Here is a 12343-nt window from a genome sequence, read left to right on the forward strand (position 1 = left end):
CTCCGGCACGCCGCCGGACGGATGTCGCGCCGCCGCCCGCCGTGCCCACCCGTGGCGCCGTGCGTCCCGAATAGTTATCCACAGGTCACACCGGAGCAGGCGACGGCCGTCGGTGGGGGCCGATACGCTCCCCGTATGTCCGCCGCCCGGCGGCCGTGAGCTACGCACATCAGCGGAGCCCGGTCCTCCGGTCACCGGCGGGAAGCCACCTCACGCATCACCGCGACACCCCGGCCGGGCAGGCCCGGCCACCCCATCCGCACCCGACGTCCAGGAGCACACGATGTACGGCCCCGGCACCGCTCCGCCGCAACACCGCCCCGAAGGCCGGGGTCTGGTCATCGGGTTGCGCGTGCTCTTCGTGGTGCTGCCCGTGGTCACGCTCGGAGTGTGCGCCTGGGGTTCGATCCTGCGGCTGGCACTGGCCCTGCGGCGCCCGATGGACTGGGTGCTGCTGCCGATCGTGGGCGTGCTCGGCATCGGCGGGTTCATCCTCGTCGGGGTCGCGCCCGACGACACCGGTTGGCAGAGCAACGTCGGCGTGTCCGGCCTGCTCGTGTGCATGCTCGCCACTCCGGCGTACTTCCTGGTCGTGGACATCCGGGGCGCGCGCCCGGCGCGGCCCCTGCCGCGGACCGCGGCTCCCGTCCACCCGCCGCGGTTTCCGCCCGGGCCGATACCGGGCACGGCGCCCGGGCCGATACCGGGCGCGCCCCGCATACCCGGGACGCCGCCCTACGGGTACGGGCAGCAGCCCACCGCACCGGTGCCGCCCGCGGGCCCGCGCATCCATCAGGTACGGGCGGAGCTGGACGAGTTGAGCGACTTCCTCCGCAAGGAGGAGGGCAGGTGACCGGTCGGCTCATCGCCGGACGGTACGAACTGGCCGCCGTCATCGGTCAGGGCGGCATGGGCCAGGTGTGGACCGCGTACGACCGGCGGCTGGACCGCCGGGTCGCCGTGAAACTGCTGCGGCCCGACAAGGCCGCGGCCGGCCAGGACGCCTCGGAGCTGAGGCAGCGCTTCGACCGGGAGTGCCGGGTCACCGCGCAGGTGGACCACCCGGGCCTGGTCACGGTGCACGACGCGGGCGGGGACGGCGACGACCTGTACCTGGTGATGCAGTATCTGGAGGGCGCCGACCTGGGCGACCACCTCGTCGAGCACGACCCGTATCCGTGGACGTGGGCGGTGGCCGTGGCGGCGCAGCTGTGCGCGGTGCTGTCCGCGGTGCACGCGGTGCCGATCGTCCACCGCGACCTCAAGCCGCGCAATGTCATGGTCCGGCCCGACGGTACGGTCACCGTGCTCGACCTGGGTGTCGCGTCCGTGATGGACACCGACACCACCCGGCTCACGCACACCGGTTCGCCGATCGGCAGCCCCGCGTACATGGCACCGGAGCAGGCGATGGGCGGCACGGTGGGACCGCGTACGGACCTGTACGCGCTCGGGGTGCTGCTGCACGAACTGCTCAGCGGCCACGTGCCGTTCGCCGGGTCGACCGCGCTCGGCGTGCTGCACCGGCACCTGTACGAGGCCCCGGTGCCGTTGCGTCAGGTGCGCCCGGAGGTGCCGGAGCCGTTGGAGTCGCTGGTACTGCGGTTGCTCGCGAAGGACCCGCAGCACCGTCCGGCCGGGGCGCAGGACGTCCACCGGGAGCTGGCCGCGCTGCTGCACGTGCCCGGAGCCGCCCCTCACCAACCGCTGGGCCCGATGGACCCCACCCGGCCCTTCCTGCGCCCGCACGCGCCCTGGCCCGACCGCGCCACCGCGCCCCCGGTCCCCTCCGCCCCGCCCGTCGGGCCCGCCGGCGCCGATCTGGCCGCCGCGGTGGACGAGGTCAAGCGGCTGCTCGACGCCGGCCGGATCACCCAGGCCGTGGACATGCTCGGCAGCATCATCCCGGCCGCCGCCAAGAAGCACGGCGAGCACTCGCCGGTGCTGCGGACGTTGCGCAAGCAGTACGCGGCGACGTTGATGGAGGACGGCCAGTACCGCAGGGCGCTGCCCGAACTGCGGCGGCTGTCGGAGGAGTGCGCGTCGCAGTACGGCGGGGCCGACCGGCAGGCGCTGCAGTTCCGCTACGAGGCGGCGCAGTGCCTGGAGCAACTGGGCGACACCGCCTCGGCGCTCACCGAATACCGCGTGCTGCTCCCGTACTTCGAGCAGTGGGCGGCCACCGACCCCGCCCGGCCGCTGGACATCCGGCGCCGCGTCGGCCACGTCCTGCTCTCCGTCGGTGACCGAGTCGCGGCCCGTGAAGTCCTCACCCGGCTTCTCTACGACGCCGAGCGGGTGCACGGCCCGAGCCATCCTTTTACGGCCGAAGTGCGCCGTAGTCTCGGCTGGTTGGGGCAGATACCTCATAGGGCGCATACCGGTCGGACCTTCTGAGGGGCGTGCATGGACACACGGACAACCAGGACTCTCGCCTGCGCCACGGTGCTCACCGTGGCGCTCGGCGTGGCGGGATGCAGCGGCACCACGGTCGGGACCGGCCCCGGTCCCGGGGCCGGCACGGCGTCAGGAGCCCCCGCACCGGGGGACGAACCGGGGCAGGGCGACGGTCGGGCGGTCAGTCCGCTCGACAACCCGGACGGCACCAAGCCCGGGCTCGCGGCCATCACCACCGATGCCGACAGGAGCGCGGCCCGCGCGCTGATCGACCGGGTGACGACGAAGGGGCGCGGCCCGAAGACCGGATACAGTCGCGACAAGTTCGGCTACGCCTGGATGGACTCCGCGCCCGACGTCCCGTACGCGCACAACGGCTGCGACACGCGCAACGACCTCATCAAGCGCGACGGCGAGGATCTCCACTACCGGTCCGGGTCCGACTGCGTGGTGACGTCGATGACCCTGCACGACCCCTACACCGGGCGGACGATCCACTGGACCAAGCGGAAAGCGACCGTCGTCCAGATAGACCACGTGATGCCGCTGTCCTACGACTGGCAGATGGGCGCCGCGCACTGGACCAAGGACAAACGCGAGCAGATCGCCAACGACCCGCTCAACCTCATCCCGGTCGACGGCCCGACCAACGGTGCCAAGAGCGATTCGGGTCCCGCGACCTGGCTGCCGCCGAACAAGCGCGTCCGGTGCTCCTACGCCGTCCGGATCGCGCAGGTGTCGCTCAAGTACCGGCTGCCGGTGACGGCCGCGGACAAGCAGGCGATGCTCACCCAGTGCGGCGGCTGACCGCTGAGGCGGACAGCGGCGGGAGTGGGACACGCCGCTTCGCGTGACCGATCCGATCGCGTTCGGCGGAGTGCTGGATATCAGTGGGTCCGGCTCAATATCCTCGTGCTCGATCATCCCGTCTGCATCGCGAGGCCCGTTCCCCCGCCGGGAGGCACCATGCTCCGCCGTCGTATCGCTGTCCCGATCGCCGCCGGGCTGCTGCTCGCGTCGCCCGCCCTGACCGCGTGCGGATCGGATCCCGCGCACCCGGGTGCCGCCGCGGTGGTCGGCGACCACCGGATCACGGTGTCCGCGCTGCAGTCGAAGGTCAACGAGGTCCGGGCGGCGCAGGCCAAGTCCCCGCAGGGCGACCAACTGATCGACAGCAGCGGCACGCTCTCCACCCAGACCCTGAGCATGCTCGTGCAGAACGAGGTGATCGACAAGGCGGTGCGGGACGCCGGTATCACCGTGAGCGCCGGCGACGTGCAGCGCGAGCACGCGGCGGCACTCCAGCAGTTCGGCGGCAGCGAGCAGCAGCTCGACTCCGCGCTCCTCACCCAGTACAAGATCGCGCCGTCCGCCGTCGACGCGTTCTTCCGTACGAACGTCGGCGTCGGAAAGCTGATCCAGAGCCTCGGCTACCAGCCCGGCAGCGACGGCGGCAACGCCGCGGTGCTCGCCGCGATCACCAAGACGGCAGCCTCACTCGGCGTGCACGTCAACCCGCGGTACGGCACCTGGGACGCCAGGAAAGCGATCATCGGCACCGCCACCGACCCGTGGGTCGTGACCAAGACCCCGGCCGTGGTCGGCCAGTCCGCGTGAGACGCCGGGTTGTCCACAGGCCGGGCCCGCGTGCCCGCGCCGTGAGGGTGGTCCACGGTACGTTCGAGGGGTGAACGACATGGACGACACAACGGGCGCCACCGCCCCTGGTCGGCTGGTCATGCTGACCACCAGCCACCGGGTCGCGCCCGGCCAGCTCTCCTGGCCCGCCTGGCAGACACTCCGCGACGCCGACCTCGTGGTGTGCCCGGACCCGGACCATCCGCAGCTCCCCTATCTGCGGGAGGCGGGGATACGGGTCGACGAGTCGGCCCCCGGCGGGCGCGAGCTGGTGGACGCTACCGCCGGCGGGCGGACCGTGGTCTACGTGGCGCCGTCCGGCGGCGCCGACCCGGCCGTCACCGATGAGCTCGCCCGGCTCGGCGGCTCCGGGCGGGTCGCGATGCCCGACCTGGAGCTGCTGCCCGGCTCCTACGACCTGCCCGGCGCCCGCCTGCTCGACCTCGTCCAGGTGATGGAGCAGATCAGGGCCGAATGCCCGTGGAGCAGCCTGCGCACCCACGAGGAGCTGGCCAAGTACGGCATCGAGGAGATGTACGAGCTGGTCGAGGCGATCGAGGAGGGCGACCGGACCGCGCTGCGGGAGGAACTGGGCGACGTGCTGCTCCAGGTCGTCTTCCACGCGGCGATCGCGGAGGGCGACCCCGAGGAGCCGTTCGGGATCGACGACGTGGCGGCCGGCCTGGTCACCAAGCTCGTCCACCGCCACCCGCACATCTACGGTGACGAGGTCGCGGAGACCCCCGAGCAGGTGCAGGCCAACTGGATACGGCTCAAGGGCGTCGAGAAGGCCCGCGAGTCGGTCACCGACGGCATCCCGCCCGCCTCCCCGGCGCTGGCCCTGGCCGCGAAGCTCTCCGGCCGGGCCAGGGGCGCGGGCCTCCCGCTCCCGGCCACTCCGTCCGCGCCCCGCTACGACGACGAGGCCGTGCTCGGCGAACACCTCCTCGCCGAGGCCGCCGCCGCCCAGGCCGCGGGCATCGATCCCGAAGCGGCCCTGCGCCACGCCGCCCGCCGCTACCGGGCCGTGATACGCGCGGCCGAGGCGGCGCGGCCCGGCGGCCCGGAGACCGCGGACGCGCGGGAGACCCGGTAGCCGCGATGCGCGTGGACGTCCCGTACGCCTGGCCCGCGGACGAGGGCGAGGCGCTGGCCCTGCAGGACCGGATGCGGGGGCTTGCCGACCACCGGGGCCCGGGGCCGGCGCACCCGCGGCTCGTCGCCGGGCTGGACGTCGCGTACGCGGGCGACGGTCGCGGTACGGGGGACCGCGTCGCCGCCGCGGCCGTCGTGATCGATACGGCGACCCTCGCCGTGGTGGAAAGCGCCACCGCCACCGGGACGACCACCTTCCCGTACGTGCCGGGCCTGTTCGCCTTCCGGGAACTGCCCGTGCTGGTCGAGGCGTTGCGCGCCCTGCGCACCACCCCCGACCTGCTGCTCTGCGACGGTCACGGCCTGGCCCACCCACGCCGCTTCGGCCTCGCCTGCCACCTCGGCGTCCTCACCGGCCTCCCCACGGCCGGCGTCGCCAAGACCCCTTTCACCGGCCACTACGACCCGGCCGCTCTCGCCCCCGAGCGCGGTTCCCACGCCGACCTCACCGCCGCCGGCGAGACGGTGGGCCGCGCCCTGCGCACCCGGACCGGCGTCAAACCCGTCTACGTCTCCACCGGCCACCTCATCGACCTCGCGACGGCCACCGCCCACGTCCTCACCCTCGCCCCGGCCTACCGCCTGCCGGAGACCACCCGCCAGGCCGACCGCCTGTGCAGGGCCGCGCTCGGTGCGGTCGGCCCGGGGGTGCGGGATACCGTCGGGGGATGAGCGACGTGCCCGATGTGATGCCCGAACTGTTCACGTGGCAGTTCGCCGGCGATCCGTATCCGGCGTACGCGTGGCTGCGGGAGCACGCGCCGGTGCGGTGGACCGTGCTGCCCAGCGGGGTGGGGGCGTGGCTGGTGACGCGGTACGCGGACGCGCGGGAGGCACTGGCCGACGGGAGGCTGAGCAAGAACCCGGTGCATCACGCCGGGGAGGCCGGGGCCAGGGGGAAGACAGGGATTCCGGGGGAGCGCAGTGCGGATCTGATGACGCATCTGCTCAATATCGATCCGCCGGACCACACGAGGCTGCGGCGGCTGGTGTCGAAGGCGTTCACGCCGCGGCGGGTGGCTGAGTTCGCCCCGCGGGTAAGGGAACTGACGGACCGTTTCGTGGACGGTTTCGAGGGCCAAGGCGAGGCGGAGCTGATCCACGACTTCGCCTTCCCGCTGCCGATCCACGCGATCTGCGACCTGTTGGGCGTGCCCGCCGAGGACCAGGACGACTTCCGGGACTGGGCCGGCATGATGATCAGACACGGGGGCGGTCCGCGCGGCGGCGTCGCGCGGGCGGTGAAGCGGATGCGTGCCTACCTCGTGGAGCTGATCCACCGTAAGCGCGGCGACCTCGCTGACGACCTGATCTCGGGTCTGATCCGCGCCAGTGACCACGGCGAGCATCTCACCGAGAACGAGGCCGCCGCGATGGCCTTCATCCTGTTGTTCGCCGGTTTCGAGACGACCGTGAACCTCATCGGCAACGGTGTGCACACCCTGCTGCGCCACCCCGAGCAGCGCGCCGCGCTCCAGGACTCGCTCGCACGCGGCGAGAGCGCCCTGCTGGAGACCGCAGTCGAGGAACTGCTGCGCCACGACGGCCCGGTGGAGCTGGCGACCTGGCGTTACGCCACCTGCCCGCTGACCATCGGCGGGCAGCGCATCGCGGTCGGCGACCCCGTACTCGTCGTGCTCGCGGCGGCCGACCGCGACCCCGCCCGTTTCGCGGCGCCCGACACCGTGGATCTGGCCCGCCGCGACAATCCGCACCTCGGGTACGGGCACGGTATCCACTACTGCCTGGGCGCCCCGCTCGCCCGCCTGGAAGCCAGGACCGCTCTGGCCACCCTGCTGACCCGCCTGCCCGACCTGCGGCTCGCTGTCGATCCGGGCGAACTGCGCTGGCGCGGGGGTCTGATCATGCGTGGACTGCGTACGCTGCCGGTGGTGTTCACACCCGAGACGGCGCACCGGAGATGAGGCGCCGTCACGACCGTGATGTCCACGTGACGACCGCTACATCGACTTGTGATGCGCAGGCCAACACCGCTACGTTCTGTGGCCAACGCGAGGTACCAACGCTCGCGGGACGCGCCCCGCCCCATCGGCGCGCGGGACTGCGCGACAGGGCAGTCCGCGCGGGCGCGTACGGCTTTGAAGGAAGGCGACCGCATGCTCACGTCCGGGAACGGCCGGCACCGACGCCCCCGTCAGGCACCGGCGGCCATGGTGACCGTGGCCGCGACGGGCGCCGGCCTCGCGATTCCTCTGCTCTGCACCGGCGCCGCGCACGCCGCCGACGTCGGCACATGGGACAAGGTCGCCATGTGCGAGACCGGCGGCCTGTGGAGCGCCGACACCGGCAACGGCTTCTACGGCGGCCTGGCCATCACCCAGGACACCTGGGACCAGTACGGCGGCGGCGTCTATGCCCAGCGGCCCGACCTCGCCTCCCGCTCCCAGCAGATAGCCGTCGCCGAGAAGATCCTCGCCGACCTCGGCCCCCACGCCTGGCCGGGCTGCGAGATCACCACCGGGCTGCTCCGGGACACCCTGGTGCCCAAGGCGGACCCCGGCGACACCGCGACGTCCGTCCCGGCGCCGCCCGCCCCCGGCGCCTCGGCGCCGGAGTACACCGTGCCCGCGGCGCCGACCCCGCCCGCCGTCCCCACGACCGGTGGCATCCCCGGCCTCGACCTGACCGTGCTCCCGGTGACGCCCACCGCCCCGCCGGTCGCGGGAAGGCCGAACCACACCCCGCCCACCGTGGCCGCGCCCCCCGCCGTCCCCACGACCGGCGGCACCCCGGGCGCCGCCCCCACCGCGCCCCCGGCGACCCCCACCGACCCGGCGGCCGGTCCCACCGCCCCCGGGCAGTCCACTCCGGGCACGGGCGGGCGGCACGCGAAGCCGTACGACCCCACCGACGAGGAGCTGGCCGCCGCCGACCAGGCCACCCGTACCCATGCCTACTCGGTCACCGAACGGGACGTTCTGACCGAAAGTGTCAACAATGCTGATGAATCGGGCACTTCGGCGCCCGGTGCGTACGCCGTCCATGCCGGCGACTCGCTCTCCGGCATCGCCGCCGCGCAGCACGTCGACGGCGGCTGGCATCGCCTCTACGAGGTCAACCACGATGTGGTCGGAGATGACCCGAACCTCATCAAACCGGGACAGATCCTCAATCTCGGCTGACATGACGGGTGCTGACGCTCGGAAGGCAAATCGGGCGTATCGCCCTCGGTGTTGTTGCGAAGATGTGACAAGGGTCTCGCCAGGCCCTGTGACCGTCCGCTCGCGGAACGCTGAGACCGCCCTTCCGACCTGCGGTTCTGCCCAGCCGACGAGCGCCTGACCTCAGTTGGCCGCCGGAACGCGCATGTTTGTCCTGTCCGCAGGGGTGTGCTTAACGTCTTATCGCTCGCACAGCGGGCCCCACCGGAGCGGAACGCCGAGTCCTGCCGCCGCCCCGACGGGAACAGCCGACGCGAAAGCGCCGCAGGCAGGAGCGGGGGACCCACCGTCTTCCGCCGGACCCCGGCCGTACGCCGCGCAGCAACGGACAGCACCCACCGCTGCGGTACGTACCGGCCGGACCGGCTCGGGGTGAAGCCGAGGAGCCGCGAGTACGCGGACCCGGCCGGGCAACTCACGTCCGAACCCGACAGCTCACCTCGCAGGCGTCGGTGAGGACACAAAACACCATGGGTAAGCACCGTCGCGCCTCGAAGAAGTCGCTGGTCCGTCTCGCCTCGATCGCCGGAGTCGCCGGCGCCGCCATCGCCGTACCGCTGATCGGCGCCACCCCCTCCTCCGCGGCCTCCGTCGCCACCTGGGACGCCGTCGCCCAGTGCGAGTCCGGCGGCGACTGGCACATCAACACCGGAAACGGCTTCTTCGGGGGCCTGCAGTTCTCGCAGTCGAGCTGGGAGGCGGCCGGCGGCCTGCAGTACGCCGCCCGCGCCGACCTGGCCACCAAGGACCAGCAGATCGCAGTCGCGGAGAAGCTGCTCGCCCTGCAGGGCCCGGGCGCCTGGTCCTGCGCGTCCGCGGGCGGCCTGACCGCCGGCGGCCCGGCCCCGGACATCAACCCGGGCGGCTCCTCGTCCAGCACCTCCAGCAGCAGCTCCTCTTCGTCCGGCAGTGCCGGCTCCGGGGCCGGCACCTCCTCCACCTCCGCCGGCGCCCCCTCCACCTCCTCCGCCGCCACCACGAAGAAGGCCCCGGCGCCGTCCCCCACCGACCACAAGACCTGGTCGCGCGGCGAGGGCCACGGCCAGTACACCGTCGTCCCCGGCGACACCCTGGCCAAGATCGCCGCCGCGCACCATGTTCCCGGCGGCTGGCACAAGCTGTACGACCTGAACAAGGACACCGTGAAGGACGCGAACGTGCTCCACCCCGGTCAGCACCTGCGCCTGCGCTGACCGCACGACGGCCCCACCACGGACTTCTCCGTTTCCCCGGCCGGGCACGCCACTGCCGGAGCGTGCCCGGCCGGGGTTTTCCGTCTCAGGAGCGGGGCCGACCCCCTGCACCGGACCCGTGGGCGGTTAGGCTCATCCCGAAAAAGAAGAGAAGTCATCTCAGAAGGAGACAACGTGCCGTCCATCGACGTCGTCGTAGCCCGGGAAATCCTCGACTCGCGAGGCAACCCCACCGTCGAGGTCGAGGTCGGCCTCGACGACGGCAGCACCGGCCGTGCGGCGGTCCCCTCCGGGGCCTCCACCGGCGCCTTCGAGGCCCTCGAACTCCGCGATGGCGACAAGAACCGTTACCTGGGCAAGGGCGTCGAAAAGGCCGTCCTCGCCGTGATCGAGCAGATCGGCCCGGAGCTCGTCGGCTACGACGCCACCGAGCAGCGGCTGATCGACCAGGCGATGTTCGACCTGGATGCCACCCCGGACAAGTCCTCCCTCGGTGCGAACGCCATCCTCGGCGTCTCGCTGGCCGTCGCGCACGCCGCCTCCGAGGCCTCCGACCTGCCGCTCTTCCGCTACCTGGGCGGCCCGAACGCGCACGTGCTCCCGGTCCCGATGATGAACATCCTCAACGGCGGATCGCACGCGGACTCCAATGTCGACATCCAGGAGTTCATGATCGCGCCGATCGGCGCCGAGTCCTTCTCCGAGGCGCTGCGCTGGGGCGCCGAGGTCTACCACACCCTCAAGACCGTGCTGAAGGGCCGCGGCCTGTCCACCGGCCTCGGCGACGAGGGCGGTTTCGCTCCCAACCTGGGCTCCAACCGCGAAGCCCTCGACCTGATCATCGAGGCGATCACGCAGGCCGGGTACGCGCCCGGCCAGGACGTCGCGCTCGCCCTGGACGTCGCCGCCTCGGAGTTCTACAAGGACGGCACGTACCAGTTCGAGGGCAAGGCCCGCTCCGCCGCCGAGATGACCGAGTACTACGAGGAGCTGGTCGCCGCTTACCCGCTGGTCTCCATCGAGGACCCGCTGTTCGAGGACGACTGGGACGGCTGGAAGATCATCACCGACAAGCTCGGCAGCAAGGTCCAGCTCGTCGGCGACGACCTGTTCGTCACCAACCCCGAGCGCCTGCAGAAGGGCATCGACAACGGCACGGCCAACGCGCTGCTGGTCAAGGTCAACCAGATCGGCTCGCTCACCGAGACCCTGGACGCGGTCGAGCTGGCCCAGCGCAACGGCTACAAGTGCATGATGTCGCACCGTTCCGGCGAGACCGAGGACGTCACCATCGCCGACCTGGCCGTCGCCACCAACTGCGGTCAGATCAAGACCGGCGCCCCGGCCCGCTCCGAGCGCGTCGCCAAGTACAACCAGCTCCTGCGCATCGAGGAGATCCTGGACGACGCGGCGGTGTACGCCGGCCGCTCCGCGTTCCCCCGCTTCAAGGGATAGGGATCACCGGCGGACCCGCCGCCGCTCCGTACGTCCCCGCACCCGGTCCCGTACCGTGGGCGGGGACGTACCGGCGAGGACGGTGAGGGGAGACACGGCGTGGGGGCGGATCGGTTCTCCACCGCGGCCCGGCTGAAGGCGATCGGTCAGGAGGCGCAGGCGCGGGTCTACCGGGCCGCGTCCCGGCCGGTCCGCCGCAACAGGCTGACCGGGCGCGCGGCCCTGCTCGCCCTCGTGCTGTGCGCCCTGGTGGTGGCCCTCGCCTATCCGATGCGGCAGTACGTCGCGCAGCGCTCCGACATCGCCGCCCAGCGGCGCGCCGCGCAGGAGGCGCGGGAGAAGGTCGAGCAGCTCCGCGAGGAGAAGGCCCGCTGGCAGGACCCGGAGTACGTACGGACCCAGGCCCGCGAGCACCTGCACTACGTGCTGCCCGGCGAGACCGGCTACACGGTGGCCGGCCCGACCGCACCCCCCGGCGGCACCGCGGCACCGCGCCGCACCGGCGGCAACGAGGCGGCGGCCCGCCGCCCGTGGTACGACAATCTGTGGGACAGCGTGGACCACGCCGACGCCGCCGCGGCGCCGGCCCGCCGCTGACCCCCGGCCCGTACGACGCCCCGCGGCGCGTTTCCCCCAGAACGCCCCCGCCACGCAGAACTCCGCATCCCCGTACCCCGTAGAACGGCTCATGGACAACGACCCGCACGACGCCCCGCGCACGCCGCCGCCCGCCACGTCGCACAGCACCCCGCCCACCGAGGCCGACCTCGCCGCGGTACGGGCCCAGCTCGGCCGCCCCCCGCGTGGAGTGCGCGCGGTCGCGCACCGCTGCCCGTGCGGCAATCCGGACGTGGTGGAGACCCAGCCGCGACTGGAGGACGGCACGCCGTTCCCGACGCTGTACTACCTGACGTGCCCGCGCGCCGCCTCGGCGATCGGCACCCTGGAGGCGGACGGCGTGATGAAGCGGATGACGGCTCGGCTGGCCGAGGACGCGGAGCTGGCCGCCGCGTACCGCGCCGCCCACGAGGACTACCTCGCCCGCCGCGACGCCGTCGAGGTGCTGGAGGGTTTCCCGAGCGCCGGCGGCATGCCCGACCGGGTGAAGTGCCTGCACGTACTGGCCGGCCACTCCCTGGCGGTGGGCCCCGGGATCAACCCGCTGGGCGACGAGACGCTCGCGCTGCTGCCCGACTGGTGGGCGAAGGGCCCGTGCGTCCCGCCTGCGGCGCGCGGACCGGAGGACGGCGCCCCCCGGTTCGGCGAGCGGGCCGAAGGACGCGCCGCTGTTGAAGGCGACGAGAACCAGTGACCGAGGACCGA

At 72.8% G+C, this 12343-nt stretch carries 12 protein-coding genes; all 12 read left to right on the forward strand.

The genetic code is table 11. The annotated features are described in order from the left end of the window. The first annotated feature begins 283 nt into the window (after positions 1–283). Positions 284–853 (forward strand): hypothetical protein, encoded by a 570-nt coding sequence (locus tag VIW71_RS16070; RefSeq protein ID WP_331622974.1) that lies wholly within the window; start codon positions 284–286, stop codon positions 851–853. Beyond that, a complete protein-coding gene (locus VIW71_RS16075) occupies positions 850–2397 on the forward strand; it encodes a serine/threonine-protein kinase (RefSeq protein WP_331622975.1) in 1548 nt (515 codons plus the stop codon). Before VIW71_RS16070 ends, VIW71_RS16075 begins: the two co-directional genes overlap by 4 nt. A 9-nt stretch (positions 2398–2406) precedes the next feature. Then, a complete protein-coding gene (locus VIW71_RS16080; RefSeq protein ID WP_331622976.1) occupies positions 2407–3204 on the forward strand; it encodes an HNH endonuclease family protein in 798 nt (265 codons plus the stop codon). Positions 3205–3363: 159 nt separating this feature from the next. Then, positions 3364–4014: a SurA N-terminal domain-containing protein gene (locus tag VIW71_RS16085; RefSeq protein ID WP_331622977.1), complete on the forward strand. Its 651-nt coding sequence runs from the start codon at positions 3364–3366 to the stop codon at positions 4012–4014. 79 nt (positions 4015–4093) lie between these two features. After that, positions 4094–5131 (forward strand): nucleoside triphosphate pyrophosphohydrolase, encoded by a 1038-nt coding sequence (locus VIW71_RS16090; protein ID WP_331622978.1) that lies wholly within the window; start codon positions 4094–4096, stop codon positions 5129–5131. Positions 5132–5136: 5 nt separating this feature from the next. Continuing rightward, positions 5137–5862, forward strand: a complete 726-nt coding sequence (locus tag VIW71_RS16095) for an endonuclease V (RefSeq protein WP_331622979.1) — start codon at positions 5137–5139, stop codon at positions 5860–5862. Then, entirely contained in the window at positions 5859–7115 is a 1257-nt protein-coding gene (locus VIW71_RS16100) for a cytochrome P450 family protein (RefSeq protein WP_331622980.1), read from the forward strand. The genes VIW71_RS16095 and VIW71_RS16100 overlap by 4 nt, the downstream gene beginning before the upstream one ends. Positions 7116–7307: 192 nt before the next feature. After that, complete coding sequence (locus tag VIW71_RS16105; RefSeq protein ID WP_331622981.1) at positions 7308–8333, forward strand: transglycosylase family protein; 1026 nt, start codon at positions 7308–7310, stop codon at positions 8331–8333. Positions 8334–8842: 509 nt separating this feature from the next. Continuing rightward, the gene (locus VIW71_RS16110) at positions 8843–9565 is read left to right on the forward strand and encodes a transglycosylase family protein (RefSeq protein ID WP_331622982.1); all 723 of its coding nucleotides are present in this window, start codon (positions 8843–8845) and stop codon (positions 9563–9565) included. A gap of 174 nt (positions 9566–9739) precedes the next feature. Beyond that, a complete protein-coding gene (gene eno / locus VIW71_RS16115; protein ID WP_331622983.1) occupies positions 9740–11020 on the forward strand; it encodes a phosphopyruvate hydratase in 1281 nt (426 codons plus the stop codon). A gap of 99 nt (positions 11021–11119) precedes the next feature. After that, positions 11120–11617 carry an FtsB family cell division protein gene (locus VIW71_RS16120; protein ID WP_331622984.1) on the forward strand — a complete coding sequence of 166 codons (498 nt, stop codon included), beginning with the start codon at positions 11120–11122 and terminating at the stop codon, positions 11615–11617. A gap of 91 nt (positions 11618–11708) precedes the next feature. Next, a complete protein-coding gene (locus VIW71_RS16125) occupies positions 11709–12332 on the forward strand; it encodes a DUF501 domain-containing protein (protein ID WP_331622985.1) in 624 nt (207 codons plus the stop codon). Positions 12333–12343: the final 11 nt, after the last annotated feature.

This window comes from Streptomyces sp. (assembly GCF_036524955.1).
In the GTDB taxonomy this organism is placed as follows: domain Bacteria; phylum Actinomycetota; class Actinomycetes; order Streptomycetales; family Streptomycetaceae; genus Actinacidiphila.

Bases quoted from the DNA above. Each gene is read 5' to 3' on its own strand.
- VIW71_RS16095 (WP_331622979.1), top strand. From the start codon at position 5,137: ATGCGCGTGGACGTCCCGTACGCCTGGCCCGCGGACGAGGGCGAGGCG.
- VIW71_RS16100 (WP_331622980.1), top strand. From the start codon at position 5,859: ATGAGCGACGTGCCCGATGTGATGCCCGAACTGTTCACGTGGCAGTTC.
- VIW71_RS16125 (WP_331622985.1), top strand. From the start codon at position 11,709: ATGGACAACGACCCGCACGACGCCCCGCGCACGCCGCCGCCCGCCACG.
- VIW71_RS16085 (WP_331622977.1), top strand. From the start codon at position 3,364: ATGCTCCGCCGTCGTATCGCTGTCCCGATCGCCGCCGGGCTGCTGCTC.
- VIW71_RS16105 (WP_331622981.1), top strand. From the start codon at position 7,308: ATGCTCACGTCCGGGAACGGCCGGCACCGACGCCCCCGTCAGGCACCG.
- VIW71_RS16110 (WP_331622982.1), top strand. From the start codon at position 8,843: ATGGGTAAGCACCGTCGCGCCTCGAAGAAGTCGCTGGTCCGTCTCGCC.
- VIW71_RS16090 (WP_331622978.1), top strand. From the start codon at position 4,094: ATGGACGACACAACGGGCGCCACCGCCCCTGGTCGGCTGGTCATGCTG.
- VIW71_RS16070 (WP_331622974.1), top strand. From the start codon at position 284: ATGTACGGCCCCGGCACCGCTCCGCCGCAACACCGCCCCGAAGGCCGG.
- VIW71_RS16080 (WP_331622976.1), top strand. From the start codon at position 2,407: ATGGACACACGGACAACCAGGACTCTCGCCTGCGCCACGGTGCTCACC.